Origin of the sequence: Bradyrhizobium zhengyangense (assembly GCF_022012555.1) — a bacterium.
Lineage (GTDB): Bacteria > Pseudomonadota > Alphaproteobacteria > Rhizobiales > Xanthobacteraceae > Bradyrhizobium > Bradyrhizobium zhengyangense.
This window is the reverse complement of record NZ_JAKLTZ010000006.1, coordinates 250,797-268,355: the sequence shown is the minus strand read 5'-3', so window position 1 is coordinate 268,355 and position 17,559 is coordinate 250,797. Positions and strand designations below refer to the sequence as shown.

General features: G+C 63.9%; 18 protein-coding genes. 10 read left to right on the top strand and 8 right to left on the bottom strand.

Annotated features, from left to right (window positions below; translation table 11 throughout):
• The first annotated feature begins 11 nt into the window (after window positions 1-11).
• Entirely contained in the window at window positions 12-188 is a 177-nt protein-coding gene (locus L6639_RS24090) for a DUF2934 domain-containing protein (RefSeq protein ID WP_237864116.1), read from the top strand.
• Between the two features lie 5 nt (window positions 189-193).
• Here the strand turns inward: L6639_RS24090 and L6639_RS24085 are convergent, their stop codons facing one another.
• Window positions 194-784, bottom strand: coding sequence for a PadR family transcriptional regulator (locus tag L6639_RS24085; RefSeq protein ID WP_237864115.1), 591 nt, complete (start codon window positions 782-784; stop codon window positions 194-196).
• Between the two features lie 186 nt (window positions 785-970).
• Here L6639_RS24085 and L6639_RS24080 point away from each other — a divergent pair, with 186 nt between their 5' ends.
• From L6639_RS24080 to L6639_RS24065, 4 genes are read left to right on the top strand one after another with little or no spacing between them, the layout of a single operon-like run.
• Window positions 971-1,354 carry a nuclear transport factor 2 family protein gene (locus tag L6639_RS24080; protein WP_237864114.1) on the top strand — a complete coding sequence of 128 codons (384 nt, stop codon included), beginning with the start codon at window positions 971-973 and terminating at the stop codon, window positions 1,352-1,354.
• A 37-nt stretch (window positions 1,355-1,391) separates the two neighbouring features.
• Window positions 1,392-3,182, top strand: a complete 1,791-nt coding sequence (locus tag L6639_RS24075) for an acyl-CoA dehydrogenase C-terminal domain-containing protein (protein ID WP_237864113.1) — start codon at window positions 1,392-1,394, stop codon at window positions 3,180-3,182.
• 48 nt (window positions 3,183-3,230) lie between these two features.
• Window positions 3,231-4,439, top strand: a complete 1,209-nt coding sequence (locus L6639_RS24070; RefSeq protein WP_237864112.1) for an acetyl-CoA C-acetyltransferase — start codon at window positions 3,231-3,233, stop codon at window positions 4,437-4,439.
• Between the two features lie 19 nt (window positions 4,440-4,458).
• On the top strand, window positions 4,459-6,669 hold the full coding sequence (locus L6639_RS24065) for an FAD-dependent oxidoreductase (protein WP_237864111.1): 2,211 nt from the start codon (window positions 4,459-4,461) through the stop codon (window positions 6,667-6,669).
• A 53-nt stretch (window positions 6,670-6,722) separates the two neighbouring features.
• Here the strand turns inward: L6639_RS24065 and L6639_RS24060 are convergent, their stop codons facing one another.
• Window positions 6,723-7,067, bottom strand: a complete 345-nt coding sequence (locus tag L6639_RS24060) for a hypothetical protein (protein WP_237864110.1) — start codon at window positions 7,065-7,067, stop codon at window positions 6,723-6,725.
• Between the two features lie 114 nt (window positions 7,068-7,181).
• The gene (gene gstA / locus L6639_RS24055) at window positions 7,182-7,796 is read right to left on the bottom strand and encodes a glutathione transferase GstA (RefSeq protein ID WP_237864109.1); all 615 of its coding nucleotides are present in this window, start codon (window positions 7,794-7,796) and stop codon (window positions 7,182-7,184) included.
• Window positions 7,797-7,922: 126 nt separating this feature from the next.
• Here gstA and L6639_RS24050 point away from each other — a divergent pair, with 126 nt between their 5' ends.
• From L6639_RS24050 to L6639_RS24040, 3 genes are all read left to right on the top strand, one after another.
• Window positions 7,923-8,420 carry a MarR family winged helix-turn-helix transcriptional regulator gene (locus L6639_RS24050; protein WP_063197904.1) on the top strand — a complete coding sequence of 166 codons (498 nt, stop codon included), beginning with the start codon at window positions 7,923-7,925 and terminating at the stop codon, window positions 8,418-8,420.
• Window positions 8,421-8,522: 102 nt separating this feature from the next.
• Complete coding sequence (locus L6639_RS24045) at window positions 8,523-9,893, top strand: glutamate--cysteine ligase (RefSeq protein WP_237864108.1); 1,371 nt, start codon at window positions 8,523-8,525, stop codon at window positions 9,891-9,893.
• Window positions 9,894-10,012: 119 nt separating this feature from the next.
• Window positions 10,013-10,606 carry a PAN domain-containing protein gene (locus tag L6639_RS24040; RefSeq protein WP_237864366.1) on the top strand — a complete coding sequence of 198 codons (594 nt, stop codon included), beginning with the start codon at window positions 10,013-10,015 and terminating at the stop codon, window positions 10,604-10,606.
• 127 nt (window positions 10,607-10,733) lie between these two features.
• Here the strand turns inward: L6639_RS24040 and L6639_RS24035 are convergent, their stop codons facing one another.
• The 5 genes from L6639_RS24035 to L6639_RS24015 form a co-directional block, all read right to left on the bottom strand.
• Window positions 10,734-11,300 (bottom strand): nucleotidyltransferase family protein, encoded by a 567-nt coding sequence (locus L6639_RS24035; RefSeq protein WP_237864365.1) that lies wholly within the window; start codon window positions 11,298-11,300, stop codon window positions 10,734-10,736.
• Window positions 11,301-11,305: 5 nt separating this feature from the next.
• Window positions 11,306-11,653 (bottom strand): MmcQ/YjbR family DNA-binding protein, encoded by a 348-nt coding sequence (locus L6639_RS24030; RefSeq protein WP_237864107.1) that lies wholly within the window; start codon window positions 11,651-11,653, stop codon window positions 11,306-11,308.
• Window positions 11,654-11,662: 9 nt separating this feature from the next.
• Window positions 11,663-12,439, bottom strand: coding sequence for a signal peptidase I (gene lepB / locus L6639_RS24025; RefSeq protein ID WP_237864106.1), 777 nt, complete (start codon window positions 12,437-12,439; stop codon window positions 11,663-11,665).
• Complete coding sequence (tldD, locus tag L6639_RS24020) at window positions 12,436-13,863, bottom strand: metalloprotease TldD (protein ID WP_237864105.1); 1,428 nt, start codon at window positions 13,861-13,863, stop codon at window positions 12,436-12,438. The genes lepB and tldD overlap by 4 nt, the downstream gene beginning before the upstream one ends.
• Before the next feature lie 110 nt (window positions 13,864-13,973).
• A complete protein-coding gene (locus L6639_RS24015) occupies window positions 13,974-14,531 on the bottom strand; it encodes an invasion associated locus B family protein (RefSeq protein ID WP_377807496.1) in 558 nt (185 codons plus the stop codon).
• Between the two features lie 447 nt (window positions 14,532-14,978).
• Here L6639_RS24015 and coxB point away from each other — a divergent pair, with 447 nt between their 5' ends.
• Both coxB and ctaD read left to right on the top strand, forming a co-directional pair.
• A complete protein-coding gene (gene coxB, locus L6639_RS24010; RefSeq protein WP_237864103.1) occupies window positions 14,979-15,824 on the top strand; it encodes a cytochrome c oxidase subunit II in 846 nt (281 codons plus the stop codon).
• An 88-nt stretch (window positions 15,825-15,912) separates the two neighbouring features.
• Complete coding sequence (gene ctaD, locus L6639_RS24005; RefSeq protein ID WP_237864102.1) at window positions 15,913-17,541, top strand: cytochrome c oxidase subunit I; 1,629 nt, start codon at window positions 15,913-15,915, stop codon at window positions 17,539-17,541.
• The last annotated feature ends 18 nt before the right edge of the window (window positions 17,542-17,559 follow it).

Here is a 17,559-nt window from a genome sequence, read left to right as displayed (position 1 = left end):
GATGGCTCAAGATGGCAGGTCTGACCGAGGAAGACGTCCGCAAGCGCGCCTATGAGATCTGGAAAAGTGCCGGCGAGCCCAGCGGGAAAATGGACACCTTCTGGTATGAGGCCGAAAAGGAGCTTCTGGCCGAACGGTCAGCGCAGGGCGAAGTGCCGCCCGGGATGACCGACAATTTGCCGGTCTAGCGGACTCAACCCTTCCCCTCCCGCTTGCCGTCCTCCAGCGGCACCACCGTGCCCTTGCCTGATATCGCGGACAGCGCCTCGAGCGCCTCTTCGCAGAAATCGGCCACCATCTGCTCGTGTCGGGCGCCGAGCTTGAGTAGCAGCAGATTGCCGAGGTCGAGCCGGCCTTCCGCCGTCCCGTCCGGAAAACGCTTCTTCAGGATGCGCTCGTAATTGGCGTGCCGGTCGCGGTGATGCTCCAGCCGGTCCATCAGATCGGTGCGGATCGGCCCGATGTCGATGCTGTCGAGCGCATGCAGCCGGACCAGCAGATCGTCCTTGATCGAGGGCGGCGTGCTCGGCCGCGCGGCCCAGTGCCGCAGCGCTGTTCGGCCTTCCGGAGTGAGCGTATAAATGAGCTTATTGGGCTTGCCAGTCTGCACGACCTCGCGGCCCTGGATGTAGCCGCGGTCGCGCAGCTTGGAGAGCTCGCGGTAAATCTGCTGGTGGTCGGCCTTCCAGAAGAAGCCGATCGAGGAATCGAACGTCTTGGCGAGCTCGTAGCCCGTCATCGGACGTTCCGTCAGGCATGCGAGGATCGCGTCGCCCAGCGCCATGTGACCTGCCTCCCTGTGCCCTTAACCAACCAGCTTGACTTTATGCGCATCGGCGCATATGCGTCAATGTGCATATGAGGTGGGGCTTCAGACCCCCGGACAAGCACCCCCTGCACTCCCTTTGGCGCTACTGTGCATGGGGTTGTTTTCGCGTTTTTGCCAAAGCCCTTTGGGAGGCACCTGACAATGACCGGCCTCGACTCCTGGTACGCCTACATGACGTCTCACGACACCAAGGCGTTGTGGGAGCTGCTCCATCCTGACGCCGTGTTCGAAAGCCCCGTCGTGCACACGCCGCAGCGCGGGCGCGACATCACCTTCAAATATCTCGCCAGCGCCGAGAAGGTGCTGGGCGGTCCCGGCTTCACCTATGTCGGCGAATGGCGAAGCGACAGCGGCGCCGTGCTCGAATTCAAGACCATGATCGACGGCATCGAGATCAACGGCGTCGACATCATCACCTTCGATCGCGAGGGACGCATCACCCACTTCAAGGTGATGGTGCGTCCCCTCAAGGCCATCAACATGCTGCATCGCCTGATGGCGGAGCAACTGGCCGCCCAATCCTAATCAGCATCACCACTTCAAGGCCTGCCGGGAGACCACCATGCCGATCTACAAAGCCCCCGTCGAAGACGTGAACTTCCTGCTCAACGACGTCTTCCAGATCGACCGCTACGACAACCTCGCCGGCTTCTCGGACGCGTCGAGCGACGTGCGCGAAGCGATCCTCGGCGAAGCCGCCAAGCTCGCTGAAGAGGTGCTGCAGCCGCTGAATCGTGTGGGCGATCTCGAAGGCTGCAAGCGCGCGGACGACGGCAGCGTCACCACGCCGAAGGGCTTCAAGGACGCCTTCAAGCAGGTCGCGGAAGGCGGCTGGCTCGGTCTGTCGGCGCCGACTGAATTTGGCGGCCAGGGCCTGCCGGTGACGCTCAGCCAGGCCGTCAACGAATTCCAGATCTCCGCCAACATGGCGTTCTCGATGTATGGCGGCCTCACCATGGGCGCGACCGCCGCGCTGATCGTTCATGGCTCGCCGGAGCAGAAGCAGACCTACGTTCCGAAGATGGTGGCCGGCGAATGGACCGGTACCATGAACCTGACCGAGCCGCATTGCGGCACCGACCTCGGCATGCTCCGTACAAAGGCGGTGCGTCAGGCCGACGGCAGCTTCAAGATCACGGGCACCAAGATCTTCATCTCGGCCGGCGAGCATGACCTCGCTGACAACATCATCCACCTCGTGCTCGCCCGCATCGAGGGCGCGCCCGCCGGCATCAAGGGCGTCTCGCTGTTCGTGGTGCCCAAGTTCCTTGTGAATCCGGATGGCTCAGTCGGTGCCCGCAACGGCGTCGTCTGCGGCTCGATCGAGCACAAGATGGGCATCCACGGCAATTCGACCTGCGTGATGAATTACGATAACGCCACCGGCTGGCTCATCGGCGAAGAGAACAAGGGCATGCAGGGCATGTTCGTGATGATGAACGAGGCTCGCCTCGGCGTCGCCGTTCAGGGCCTCGCGCAGTCCGAGGTCGCCTATCAGAACGCCGTCGCCTACGCGCGCGAGCGCATCCAGGGCCGCGCGCTCACCGGCGTGAAGGCGCCGGACAAGCCGGCCGATCCGATCATCGTGCACCCTGACGTCCGCCGCACGCTGCTCTCGATCCGCGCCTTCAACGAAGCCGCGCGCGCCTTCGTGATGTGGACCGCGCTGAAGAGCGACGTCGCCCATCGCTCCGAGGACCCCAAGGACCGGCAGGCCGCCGACGATCACATGGGCCTGATGACGCCCGTGCTGAAGGGCTTCCTCACCGACTACGGCTTTGCCAACGCGGTGCAGGCGCAGCAGATGTATGGCGGCCACGGCTACATCGCCGAGCAGGGCATGGAACAGTTCGTGCGCGATGCCCGCATTGCCATGATCTATGAAGGCGCGAATGGCATCCAGGCGCTCGATCTCGTCGGCCGCAAGCTGCCGCGCGACGGCGGCCGAGCCATCATGGCCTTCTTCGGCGAGGTCATGGCCTTCGCCAAGGAGAACGGCGGCGACGAGGCGATGAAGCCCTTCATCACGCCACTCTCGACCTCGCTCGGTCATCTGCAGCAGGCCACGACCTGGCTGATGCAGAACGCGATGATGAAGCCTGATAATGCCGGAGCAGCCGCAACCGATTACCTGCATCTCTTCGGCTTCGTCGCGCTCGGCTATATGTGGGCCAAGATGGCGAAGGTGACGCAGGCCAAGATTGCCGAGAGCGGGGCGACGCCCTATCTCTCGACCAAGCTCGTCACCGGCCGCTTCTTCATGGAGCGGATGCTGCCGGAGACCGCGGCCAATCTCGCGCGCATTCAGTCCGGCTGCGCCACCATCATGGAATTGCCGGCGGAAGCGTTCTGAGCCTGCTTCCGCACCAATAGAATTCGAACAACAGATCAGGAGGGCGTCATGCCTGAGGCATTCATCTACGATCACGTTCGCACCCCCCGTGGCCGCGGCAAGGCTGACGGCGCGCTGCACGAAGTCACCGCGCTGGCGCTCGCCACCGTGCCGCTGAAGGCGCTGAAGGACCGCAACAATCTGCCGGAAGATTCGGTCGACGACGTCGTGCTCGGCGTGGTCGATCCGGTCGGCGAGGCCGGCTCCGACATCGCGCGCTTTGCCGCGCTGAAGGCGGGTCTCGGCGAAGCCGTCCCCGGCGTGCAGATCAGCCGCTTCTGCGCCTCCGGTCTCGATGCCGTGAACTTCGCCGCCGCGCAGGTGATGAGCGGCCAGCATGAGCTCGTGATCGGCGGCGGTGCCGAATCGATGAGCCGCGTCGGCATCGGTGCCTCCGGCGGCGCCTGGCCGATGGATCCCTCGATGGCGGTGCCCGCTTACTTCATGCCGCAGGGTGTCTCGGCCGATCTGATCGCCACCAAGTACGGCTTCTCGCGCGACGACGTCGACGCCTATGCCGTGCAGAGCCAGCAGCGTGCGGCTAAGGCCTGGGACGAGGGCCGCTTCAACAAGTCGGTCGTGCCGGTGAAGGACATCAACGGCCTCACTATTCTCGCCAAGGACGAGCACATGCGTCCCTCGACGACGATGCAGTCGCTGGCGCAGCTGCAGCCGTCGTTCACGATGATGGCGCAGATGGGCGGCTTTGACGGCGTCGCGGTGCAGTCGCATCCGGAGATCGAGCGCGTCAATTACGTGCACCATGCCGGCAACTCCTCCGGCATCGTCGACGGCGCCGGCGCCGTGCTGCTCGGCAGCAAGGAGGCAGGTGCGAAATACGGCATGAAGCCGCGCGCCAAAATACGTGCATTCGCAAACATCGGCTCGGAGCCGGCGATGATGCTGACCGGTCCGGTCGACGTCACCGAAAAGCTGTTCGCGCGTTCCGGCATGAAGAAGTCTGATATCGACCTGTTTGAGCTCAACGAGGCTTTTGCCTCGGTCGTGCTGCGCTACATCCAGGCCTTCGACATCGACAACGCAAGAATCAACGTCAATGGCGGCGCCATCGCGCTCGGCCATCCGCTCGGCGCCACCGGTGCAATGATCCTGGGCACCGTGCTCGACGAGCTAGAGCGCACCAACAAGTCCACCGCCCTGGTCACGCTGTGCATCGGCGGCGGCATGGGCACCGCGACCATCATCGAGCGCGTCTAAGGGGTAGGGAGCAACCACCATGTCGTACAAGAACTTCAAGGTTGAGACCGATTCCGACGGCATCGCGCTCGTCACCTGGGACATCCCGGGCCGTTCGATGAACGTGCTCGACGAGACCTCGACCAGCGAGCTCGATGCGATCGTCAAGGAAACCACTGGTGACGCAGCTGTGAAGGGCGTCGTCATTACCTCGGCGAAAGAGGCGTTCTGCGCCGGCGCCGACCTGTCCATGCTCGAGGGCATGAACCAGGCCTACGCAAAGGTCTTTAGGGAGCAGGGCGAGACCGCCGCGAATCAGATGCTGTTCGACCAGAGCCGCCGCTTCTCGCTGGTGCTGCGCTCGATCGAAACCTCAGGCAAGCCGTGGGCCGCCGCAATCAACGGCCTCGCGCTTGGCGGCGGTTTCGAGATCACGCTGTGCTGCCACTATCGCGTGGCGGCCGAGAATCCCAAGACGCGTCTCGGCCTGCCCGAGGTCAAGGTCGGCCTGTTCCCCGGCGCCGGCGGTACGCAGCGCGTGCCGCGCCTGGTGCCGCCGCAGGATGCCATGACGATCCTGCTCAAGGGCGATCCTGTTACGATCGAGAAGGCGAAGCAGCTCAACCTGATCCACGCCATCGTTCCCGCTGCCGATCTCATCAAGGCCGCCAAGGACTGGATCAAGGGTGGCGGCAAGGCCGTGGCGCCCTGGGACGAGAAGGGTTTCAAGCTTCCGGGCGGTCCGGTGTTCTCGAAGGCCGGCATGATGATGTTCCCGGCCGGCAACGCGATCTATCGCCGCGAGACCTACGATAACTATCCGGCCGCGCGCGCGATCATGAGCTGCGTCTATGAGGGCCTGCAGTTGCCGATCGATGCCGCGCTTCGCGTCGAGTCGCGCTACTTCACCTCGGTGCTGCGCTCGAAGGAAGCGGCCGCGATGATCCGCAGCCTGTTCCTGTCGATGCAGGAGCTCAACAAGGGCGCGCGCCGCCCGAAGGACGTGCCCGCAACCAAGGTGAAGAAGATCGCCGTGATCGGCGCCGGCTTCATGGGCGCCAGTGTTGGCTACGTCTCGGCCCGCGCCGGCCTCGACGTCGTCCTGATCGACCGCGACCAGGAGAGCGCCGACAAGGGCAAGGCCCATGCGCAGAAGGTGATCGAGGATCAGATCAAGAAGGGCCGCGCCAAGCCCGATGATGCCGAGAAGCTGCTCGCGCGCATCACGCCGACCGCGGACTATGCCGCGCTGAAGGACGTCGACCTCGTCATCGAGGCCGTGTTCGAGGACCGCAAGGTCAAGGCAGAGACCTTCGCCAAGGCGCAGGAATATCTCAAGCCGGACGTGATCTTTGCGTCGAACACGTCGACGCTGCCGATCACCTCGCTGGCCGAGTCGTTCAAGGACCAGGGCAAGTTCGTCGGCATCCACTTCTTCTCGCCGGTCGAGAAGATGATGCTGGTCGAGATCATCAAAGGCAAGAACACCGGCGATCTCGCGCTCGCGACTGCACTCGATTACGTCCGCCAGATCGGCAAGACGCCGATCGTGGTCAACGATAGCCGCGGCTTCTTCGCCAATCGCTGCGTCGGTCGCTACGTCGCCGAGGGCAACGAGATGTTTCTCGAAGGCGTGCCGCCGGCGATGATCGAGAACTGCGCCAAGATGGCCGGTATGCCGGTCGGCCCGCTCTCGCTCTCGGACGAGGTTGCGCTCGACCTCGGCCTCAAGATCATGAAGGCGACCGAAGCCGATCTCGGCCCGAACGCCATCAACCCCGACCAGAAGAAGCTGATGGTCGAGATGGTCGAGAAGCAGGGCCGCCTCGGCCGCAAGAACAAGAAGGGCTTCTACGACTATCCCGAGGGCAAGGGCCAGAAGAGCCTGTGGCCGGGCCTCTCGGCGCTGCAGCCGAAGCAACTCGACCCCGACACGCTCGACGTCGAGGAGCTGAAGCAGCGCTTCCTCGTGGTGCAGGCGGTGGAAGCCGCGCGCACGGTCGAGGATCACGTCATCACCGATCCGCGCGAAGCGGATGTCGGCTCGATCCTCGGCTTCGGCTTCGCGCCGTTCACCGGTGGCACGCTGTCCTACATCGACTTCATGGGCACGAAAAAGTTTGTCGAGCTATGCCACAAGCTCGAGGCGAAATACGGCTCGCGCTTCGCGCCGCCGAAGCTGCTTGAAGAGATGGCGGCGAAGGGCGAGACCTTCTACGGCCGTTTCGCGCCGAAGAAGGCCGCGGCCTGATCGGCACCGCGACGATAGAGACAACGAAGGCCGGATCCTTGATCCGGCCTTTTCTATTTTCCATCCCCGAACGGCGAGAATGCGCGGCCCGTGACCGCGTCGTCAGCGAGACCGGCCGTCCAGCGGCCTTCGTCGCCGCGGCCAACGCGCACCTCGAAGCGCCAGCCATTCTGGTTGGTGAAGGTGATGTCCGCTCCGCCCTTTGTCTTGGTGTAGCTGCACGGATGTTCGGTCGGCCGGTCCGGAAAGACGATCTTTCCTTCCTTGCTCTCGAACACGGCAGAGGTGATCTGCGGATGGACAATGAAGATGCAATTGCGCTGCGGCGCGACCGGGGTCGACAAGCCGAGCATCGCGAGCGGCGCGCCGGCTGCGGTCATGAGAACGATCATGTTCATGGGAGCAACTGTCTGGTGGCGATGGCCTTTCGACGTCATTGCCCGTGAAAGGGTTCACAACAAAAAGGCCGGATCGTCGATCCGGCCTTTTGCGTTTTCGCAGCCTGTGCGGGCTTACTTCGCCTGCGCCAGCCCTTCCTTGGTCAGCGCTTCCTGCACCTTCGGCCGGGCCGCGACGCGGGCCTTGTAGGCGGTCAGATTCGGCATCGCCGAAAGGTCGAACTTCATGCGGTCGCCCCAGGTCAGCATGGTGAAGAGATAGCCGTCGGCGACCGAGAACTGCTTGCCCATGAGGTAGTCCTTGCCGGCGAGCTGGCTGTCGATGTGCTTCAGCTTGCCCATGACGCGGTCCTTGAAGAACGCCTTGGCGTCGTCATTCAGCGCCGGCGCGAACATCGGGCCGAAGCTCTTGTGCACCTCGGAGGTGAGGAAGTTCAGCCATTCGAGCAGCTTGTAGCGTTCGGAGCTGTCGCGCGCGGGCGCCAGCGCCTTGGCCGGGGCCTTGTCGGCGATCATCTGGACAATGACCGGGCCTTCGGTCACGATCTCACCGTTATCGAGGCCCAGCGCGGGAACCTGACCCTTGGGATTGACCTTCAGGTAGTCTTCACCGTTTTCGAGCTTTTTGGCCCGGATATCGACCTTGACCAGCTCATAGGGCAGGTCGGCCTCCAGAAGCGCGATATGGGGGGACAGCGAGCAGGCGCCGGGCGAGTAATACAGTTTCATGGAATTTCCTCCTCTTGACGCTTGGTTGGGGCGAAAGAACGCCTACATGCATCTGCATCCAATAGTCAAGATTGATGCAGGTGCATCGAGTGGGGTAAGAAGCGGACGACGAGCTTGAGCGGGACCATGAAACGCAAACCATCAACCGAGGCAACCAGTGCCTGGATCCGCCTGATGCGGGTGCAGAGCCGCGTGCTTGACTGCGTGGAGCAGGACCTCAAGAAGGCCGGGTTCCCGCCACTGGCATGGTACGACGCGCTGCTCGAATTGTCGCGCGCGCCGAGCGGAGAGCTGCGGCCGGTGGAGCTCGAGCGGCAAATGCTGATCCCGCAATACTCCACCTCGCGACTGATCGACCGCCTGGTCGACGAGGGCCTCGCCTCCCGGCGTGAATGCAAGATCGACAAGCGCGGCCAGTTCGTCGAGATCACGGAGGCCGGCCGCGAATTGCAGAAGCGGATGTGGGGCGCCTACTCGGCTGCGATCGAGAAATATGTCGGCTCGAAACTGTCCGATGCCGATGCCGTCAAGCTCAGCGGTCTGCTCGACCGGCTCGGGTGCTCGTGCGGCGAGATGAAGCTGCCGCCCGTCGCGAACGTCAACGAAACCTCGCCGTCGCGATGACCGCGCGGCAAACCAGCTCGTCCGTGCACCCCTGGGGGTTCGCGGACCGTCCCCATCACCCGCGCGCCTTCGATCGAAGCGCCCTTTTGATTAGAGTTTGATATGGCGCGAGACCAGATCGATATGACGCCGCTGCAATCACGCGACGAGCTCGTCGCGTGGTTCGAGGCCGGCTGCAAGGACCCGTCCGAATTCCGTATGGGTACCGAGCACGAGAAGACGCCGTTCACGCTCGAAGGCCACCGTCCCGTGCCGTACGAAGGCGCGCGCGGCATCGGTGCGCTGCTCGAGGGCATGAAACTCCTGCTCGGCTGGGAGCCGATCATGGAGAAGGGTAACATCATCGGTCTCTACGACGTCACCGGCGGCGGCGCGATCTCGCTCGAACCCGGCGGACAGTTCGAACTGTCAGGCGCGCCGGTCGAGAACGTGCACCAGACCCAGAGCGAGCTGATGGCGCATCTGGCGCAGGTGCGCGAGATCGCGACTCCGCTGGGCATCGGCTTCCTCGGCCTCGGCATGACGCCGTCCTGGTCGCGCGCCGACATCCCGGTCATGCCCAAGGGCCGCTACAAGATCATGACCAACTACATGCCGAAGGTCGGCCAATACGGCCTCGACATGATGTACCGGACCTGCACGGTGCAGACCAATCTCGATTTCTCCTCCGAAGCCGACATGGTCAAGAAGCTGCGCGTCTCGCTGGCGCTGCAGCCGGTCGCGACCGCCCTGTTCGCCAATTCGCCGTTCACGGAAGGCAAGCCGAACGGCTTCCTCTCCTTCCGCTCCGAAATCTGGCGCGACACCGACAATGCGCGTGCTGGCATGATGCCGTGGGCGTTCGAGGACGGCATGGGCTTTGAGCGCTATGTCGACTACGCGCTCGACGTGCCCATGTATTTCGTCAAGCGCGGCGACGATTACATCGACGTGTCGGGCTCCTCGTTCCGCGCCTTCTTCGACGGCCGCAACAACAATCTGCCCGGCGAGCGTCCGACGCTGTCGGACTGGGCCAACCATCTCTCGACGATCTTCCCGGAGGTACGGCTGAAGCGTTACCTCGAGATGCGCGGCTCCGATGGCGGCCCATGGGGCCGGCTGCCGGCGCTGTCGGCGTTCTGGGCTGGACTGCTCTATGACGACGTGTCGCTCGATGCAGCCTGGGACTTGGTGAAGCACTGGACTGCACATGAACGCCAGGCGCTACGCGACGATGTGCCGCGCTTCGGCTTCAAGGCCCGGATCAAGGACCACTATCTGTTCGAGATCGCCAAGGAATGCCTCGTACTGGCACATGCGGGCCTGCGTCGCCGCGGTCGCATCGACGCCATCGGCCGCGACGAAACCCGGCATCTGGAGCCGCTCGATCGCATCATCGATTCCGGTCGGACACCGGCCGAGGAGATGCTCGAGAAGTTCAACGGCTCCTGGAAGGGCTCGGTGGAACCGGCCTACGCGGAATACGCGTTCTAGCTCTAGGCAAATAGACCAACGACCAGGTTCTAGGCCGTTCATCGCCCGTACAGGTTTACGGCGATCAAATGACCGGCCGAAAAAACCTGAGCGTCGTCAATAACTCGAAAGCTGTTCCGATGGGGAAGGGCCGCCCGCCTGAGGCCGTCATGGCAAAGGTCGTGATGGCAAGGGCTTTGGCTTGCGTCGTGGCCTGTGCCGCGCTGCTTGCGCTCGCCTTTGCGAGCGTCCCTGCCCGAGCCCAGACGGCGTTCGACCGGCCCGGCGGCGATTATTTCAGCACGCCGGTCACGTCGGGTGATCCCGAGGATTGCGCATTGCTTTGCGAGCGCGATCGCCGCTGCCGCGCCTGGAGCTTCAGCTATCCTGATATCGATGGGGCCGCGGCTGTATGCTGGCTCAAGAATACCGTGCCGCCGCGACAGCCAGCCAATTGCTGTATCTCCGGCGTGCGCGGCGCCGGCGTGATCGAGCCGCGTGTCGAGGGCGTCGAGACCTCGATCGACCGCCCCGGCGGCGATTTGCGCAATTTCGAGCTCAAGGAGGGCGAGGGCGAGGAAGTCTGCAAGGCCGCCTGTACCGCCGACAACAAGTGCCGCGCCTTCACCTATGCCCGCCCCGGCTATACCGGGCGCGAGGCGCGCTGCTTCCTGAAAAAGGACATCAAGCCGCCGCGGCGGAAGGCCGGGTTCACGTCGGGCGTGGTGCGGTAGGCGCAGCCTTTTCCACCGACATTGCGAGCGCAGCGAAGCAATCCAGCGTCTCTCCGCGGAAGGATTCTCGATTGCTTCGCTGCGCTCGCAATGACGATGTGGATGCATCGCGGGGAAAGACGTCATCTCACTCCGCAGCAATGACCGTAAGCTCCGGCCATAGCGCCTTCCATCGCGCCACCTTCGCCGCGTAATTTGCCGCGGAAAAATTCGGGCCGGGATTGGGGCGCGCAATCAGGTCCGCGACGTCGCCAAGCCCGTGCGGCGCGTAGACCTCGTAACCGTCACCAGCAGGCTTCACGCCCACTTGCGTGTTCTGCGTCAGGAAACGGCCGATGCCGTCAGTCGAGCACGACAATGGCGGATAGGGCAGGGCGTGCTTGGCCGGGTACCACAGATGCACGCGGGCCTGGTTGCGGGTCTCGATCTTGACGCCGAGATGATCGAGCTGCGCCTGCAGTTTGCGGATCACCGCGTCCTCCGCGTCCCAGGAGGTATCAGGATCGAAGTAGAAGATGTCGTAATCGGCGATGCCGTGATCGATGGCGCGGCCCGTGAGCACATTCCATACCGTCTGCACCAGGCATCCCGAGACCAGCCACGCATCCGGCAGCGCGAGCCGATCAAGCTCATCAAGGATCGCGACGTTGACCGGGTTCTTCAGCGCCAGCGCAAGAAAGCGCGGCTCATCCATGAGCGTCATGCATTTGCGCGCGCATCATAGTCGGCTCGCGCTGCCTTCGATGCCAGCACGCGCCAACGGCGCCGCAAAAGCGGCTCCACGACCGCGCGCTTCGCCTTGGACAGGCGGATCAGAACGATCGGATAGTCGGCGTAGTGATCGGTGAAGTAGAAGATCTTCGGTTGGCTCTCGACCAGCATCGCGCGCTCGTCGATCGGCACGTCAGGCATCACCAGACTGTCGCCGTCCTCTTTCAGGCGCGCCAGCATCTTCTTGCGCACCTTCAGAGCGGGGGTGCCGTAGGAGGTGCCGTCCTCGACCTCCGGCCACGTCAGCGCAAATTTTCTGACGTCGTCGAAGGTCATGAGACCTCCTCAGTGCACGGCGGTGAAGAACCGCGCGAGCCGGAAGCCGGAGAGCCAGGTCCAGACCGGTTGGCCGCGCATGCCGAGATCCCAGGAGCCGAGCACGGCGTCCGCACGGCCGACGAGATTGTCGACCGGCAAGAGCCCGACGCCCCCAGAGCGCAGCGGCACGCGGCTGTCGGCGGAGTTGTCCCTGTTGTCGCCGAGCACGAACAGATATCCCGCCGGCACCTTCACCTCGGGCGTGTTGTCGAGCGGACCGTTGTCGCGCATCTTGAAGATGAGATGCGAGACGCCGTTCGGCAGCGTCTCGACGTAACGATAGGCCGGCTCGCTGCCGCCATTGTCGTCCTCGGCGGCACCAACGCCGTCAGGCTTCAATTCGGCGGGACGGTCGTTGATGAAGAGCTGCCCCTGTCGCATCTGGATGCGGTCGCCGGGAAGGCCGACGACGCGTTTGACCCAGGCCTGCGAGCGGTCGCCGGGCCAGCGGAATACGACAACGTCGCCTTGCTTCGGCGTCTCCGCGAAGACCCGGCCGGTTTCCGGCAGGTTGATCTGGATCGGCAGCGACGAGGTGCCGTAGCCATAGGGGAATTTCGAAGCGAGCAGCGCGTCGCCGATCAACAGCGTCGGCTCCATCGAGCCCGACGGCACGTAGAACGGCTCGGCGAGCGCGCCCTTGGCGATGAAGACAGCAGCGACGATGCCGGCGAGCTGCACCAGCTGTGCGACAAAGCCGGAGCCCTTCCGCTTGGGAGCGGCAGTTACCTTCTCAACGCTCATGCGCCCGTTCCACCCACCGTAATGCGTTCCATCAGAAGCGACGGCTGGCCGACGCCGACAGGCACGCCCTGGCCGTTCTTGCCGCAGGTGCCGATGCCGGTATCGAGCGCGAGATCGTTGCCGATCATGCGGATGCGATGCAGGTCGGTCGGCCCATTGCCGATCAGCATGGCGCCCTTCAGCGGCGCGCCCAGCTTGCCGTTCTCGATCTTGTAGGCCTCGGTGCACTGGAACACGTATTTGCCCGAGGTGATGTCGACCTGCCCGCCGCCGAAATTCGCGGCAAACACGCCGTTCTTCACCGACGCGAGAATCTCGGCCGGGTCGCGGTCGCCCGCGAGCATGTACGTGTTGGTCATGCGCGGCATCGGCACATGGGCATAGCCCTGGCGCCGGCCATTGCCGGTCGGCTTCATGTTCATCAGCCGCGCGTTCTGGCGGTCCTGCATGTAGCCAACCAGGATGCCGTCCTCGATCAGCACGGTGCGGTTGGTCGGCGTGCCCTCGTCGTCGATCGACAGCGAGCCGCGCCTTGCGGCGATGGTGCCGTCGTCGACCACGGTGACGCCCTTCGCAGCGACCTGCTGGCCCATCAGGCCGGCGAAAGCCGAGGTCTTCTTGCGGTTGAAGTCGCCCTCGAGGCCGTGGCCGACCGCCTCATGCAGCATCACGCCGGGCCAGCCGGCGCCCAGCACGACGTCCATTTCGCCCGCGGGGGCCGGAATCGATTCCAGATTGACCAGCGCCTCGCGCAGTGCGCCGTCGGCGGCTTCGCGCCAATTCTTGCTCTCGATGAACTCGGCATAGCCGGCACGGCCGCCATAACCCTTGCTGCCGCTCTCCTGGCGGTCGCCTTGACCCGCGACGACGGAGATGTTGACGCGCACCAGCGGGCGGATGTCGCGATAGCTCTCGCCGTCGGGGCGCAGGATCTCGACGACCTGCCAGGTCGCGCCCAGGCTGACGCTGACCTGCCGCACCCGCGGATCCTTGTCGCGCAAGTAAGCGTCGATCTCGGCGAGCAGCTTGACCTTGATCTCGAAGCCCGGCGCATCCAGCGGATTCTCATCGCCATAGAGGCGGACATTGGTGTGCGGGGGCGGGGCGGCAAAGCTGCCGGAATAGCCGCCGCGTACGGCCGCGACAGCGTCGGCGGCGCGAATCAGCGCCGGCAGCGACACGTCGGAGGAATGCGCATAGCCGACCGCATCGTCCTTGACGGCGCGCAGGCCAAAGCCCTGCGAGGTGTCGTAGGTCGCCTGCTTCAGCCGCCCATTGTCGAACATCAGCGCTTCTGTCTGGCTGTATTCCAGGAACAATTCGCCGTCGTCGGCACCGGAGAGCCCGCGCGAGACCTCGTTGCGAACCTGGTCGCGGTCGAGATTGGCGCGGTCGAGCAGGGAGGTTGTGGCAGGATTGGTCATGCGTCCGTCCATTATCGGGGGATGTGAGGCAAGATAATGGTTTTGGATTGGTTCCGCGAGGGCGCGACGCCTCACATTACGGAAACAATAGGTTCGCCGCTGGCTTAGCCCTATGGCAGCTTGTCATAGCCCTCGCCGAGTCCGTTCAGGCTGAGCGGGAAGCCGATGCCTTCTTCCGGCGTCTCGAAGATGATGAAGGTCGCGGTCTTGGCGCTGCGGAGCTGGCCGAGCAGCTTGTCGTCCATGACGACCTCAGCGACGCAGCCATTGGGCAGGCAGCGGACGAAGCCGGCACGGCCGACGTCCTGGTTGTCGAGCTTCAGTCCGAGGCCCGAGGGCAGCAGCACGCCTAAGGGCGCGACCACGCGCATCAGGCGGCTCTTCTGATCGGCGGTCTTGAGCACGATCACGGTGAGGCCGGCATTGGAGCGGTCCTCCGCCACCACGCTCTGGATCAGGGCGCATTGCTCGGCCTGGGCGCCCGGCGGGGTGTCGCAGCGGATCTGCCAGTCGCCATGAACGGAGCGCACCGCGCCCTGCGCATGGGCGAGGCCGGGTAAGGCAAGGAAAAGGGCGACAGCCAGGAGGCCGATCAGCGTCGTGAGACCCTCAGTCGGCCATAGAACCGATCTTGGAACCGATCTTGCCATGCATCTCGAAAGCCCCATCGGGGTCGGTCCCTCTGCTCGCTTGGGTCGCTCGCGCTGGAGGACTGATACGGGAATGACGGCGTCTTGAAGGCAATTCACAAGCAAATTCCGCGCCGCCTCGGCTGCCATTGCCGCCACGAATCAGGTTCCTGCGGGGCCCTGCGCCTGTGCCTACAGCGGGCAATCCGGCTGTCAAGCCGCGGCATCCCGGGAAACGGTATTTTTGTCTGATGTTACTAGGAAATATCTTGCGGGTGATCGCAGACAGAGGGGCCTCAAGACTGCATTGCGATAGATCAAGAATTATGGTTTGAGAGGCTTGATTTCGGCGTTCTAGCGATCTGGCCCCAATTCCTCTTAGAGGTATTCTTGCGCGGCGGTTTGTCAGACGGGCGGATCGAATAAGCGTTCCCCAAAAACAGGGGAAGGCACTTGGGGTGATTTCGTTAGGGGAGCGCGAACGGCATGAAGATGTCGATGGGCCGGGTGGGCCGACACTTGCTGGGATTGGCCGTGGCGGGTCTGACGCTGGCGACGGGCGGTGCGGCATTTGCCGAGGCCGAGCTCGGGCAGCCGGCGCCGTGGGAATGGCACCTGCAGGGCTCTGCTTCCCCGGTGATGGACAACATCGTCTGGTTCCATAACTTCTTGTCCGTGCTGATCATCGTCATCACGCTGTTCGTGCTGGCGCTGCTGGTCATCGTGGTGATGAAGTTCAACGCGAAGGCCAATCCGGTGCCGTCGCGGACCACCCACAACACGCTGATCGAGGTGGTGTGGACTCTGGTGCCGGTGCTGATCCTGGTCGGCATCGCGGTGCCGTCGTTCCGCCTGCTGTTCCTCGAGCTCGACGTGCCGAAAGCGGACCTGACCATCAAGGCGACCGGCAAGCAGTGGTACTGGTCCTACGCTTACCCTGATAACGGCAAGTTCGAGTTCGACTCGTTGCTGGCTCAGGACAAGCAGCCCCGCCTCCTCGGCGTCGACAACGAGATGGTGGTTCCGGTCAACAAGGTGATTCGTGTCCAGGTCACCGGCGCCGACGTCATCCACGCGTTCGCGCTGCCGGCGTTCGGCGTCAAGATCGACGCCATTCCAGGGCGCCTGAACGAGACCTGGTTCAAGGCCACCAAGACCGGCATGTTCTACGGCCAGTGCTCGGAGCTTTGCGGCAAGGACCACGCCTTCATGCCGATCGCGATTCGCGTGGTGAACGATCAGGAGTTCGCCTCCTGGGTTGAATCGGCGAAGAAGAAGTTTGCGAGCGGCGGCACCAGCACCTTCGCCTCCGCGGCCGGCCCGACGCAGTAGGCGCCGGGCGACGGCTCAAAGGGACTGAAAGCGATACAAAGGGCGGGACCTCCAAAGGTCCGAACGGGACGCAAGGCAGGATTTGAAAATGGCAACCAGCGCAGCGGCACACGGCGATCACGCGCAAGACCACGGACATGACCACGAGCACGCCCATCCGACGGGATGGCGTCGCTACGTCTATTCGACCAACCACAAGGACATCGGCACGATGTACCTGATCTTCGCGGTCATCGCGGGCATCATCGGTGCCGCGATGTCGATCGCGATCCGTGCCGAGTTGATGTTCCCGGGCGTCCAGATATTCCACGAAACGCACACCTATAACGTATTCGTGACCTCGCACGGCCTGATCATGATCTTCTTCATGGTCATGCCCGCGATGATCGGCGGCTTCGGCAACTGGTTCGTGCCGCTGATGATCGGCGCGCCTGACATGGCGTTCCCGCGCATGAACAACATCTCGTTCTGGCTGCTGCCGGCCTCGTTCGCGCTGCTGCTGCTGTCGAGCTTCGTCGAGGGCGAGCCCGGTGCCAACGGCGTCGGCGCCGGCTGGACCATGTACGTGCCGCTGTCGGCCTCAGGCCACCCGGGCCCGGCCGTCGACTTCGCGATCCTCTCGCTGCATCTGGCGGGCGCCTCGTCGATCCTCGGTGCCATCAACTTCATCACCACGATCTTCAACATGCGCGCGCCGGGCATGACCCTGCACAAGATGCCGCTGTTCGTGTGGTCGATCCTGGTGACGGTGTTCCTGCTGCTGCTGTCGCTGCCGGTTCTCGCCGGCGCGATCACCATGCTGCTCACCGACCGTAACTTCGGGACCACCTTCTTCAATCCCGAGGGCGGCGGCGACCCAGTGCTGTTCCAGCACCTGTTCTGGTTCTTCGGTCACCCCGAGGTGTACATCCTGATCCTGCCCGGCTTCGGCATGATCAGCCAGATCGTCTCGACCTTCTCGCGCAAGCCCGTGTTCGGCTATCTCGGCATGGCCTACGCCATGGTCGCGATCGGCGGCATCGGCTTCGTGGTGTGGGCGCATCACATGTACACGGTCGGCATGTCCTCGGCGACGCAGGCCTACTTCGTTGCCGCCACGATGGTGATCGCGGTTCCGACCGGCGTGAAGATCTTCTCCTGGATCGCCACGATGTGGGGCGGCTCGATCGATTTCCGCGCCCCGATGATCTGGGCCGTGGGCTTCATCTTCCTGTTCACGGTCGGTGGCGTCACCGGCGTCGTGCTGGCGAACGCGGGCGTCGACCGCGTGCTGCAGGAGACCTATTACGTCGTCGCGCACTTCCACTACGTGCTGTCGCTCGGCGCGGTGTTCGCGATCTTCGCCGGCTGGTACTACTGGTTCCCGAAGATGACGGGCTACATGTACAACGAGGCGATCGCGAAGGCGCACTTCTGGTTCACCTTCGTCGGTGTCAACCTGGTGTTCTTCCCGCAGCACTTCCTCGGCCTGTCGGGCATGCCGCGCCGCTATGTCGACTATCCGGATGCGTTCGCCGGCTGGAACCTGGTCTCGTCGATCGGCTCCTACATCTCCGGCTTCGGCGTGCTGATCTTCCTCTACTGCGTGTTCGACGCCTTCATGAAGAAGGTCCCGGCGGGCGACAATCCCTGGGGCGCCGGTGCCACCACGCTGGAATGGACGCTGCCCTCGCCGCCGCCGTTCCACCAGTTCGAAGTGCTGCCCCGCGTGCAGTAAGCAACAAAACTCCCGCGG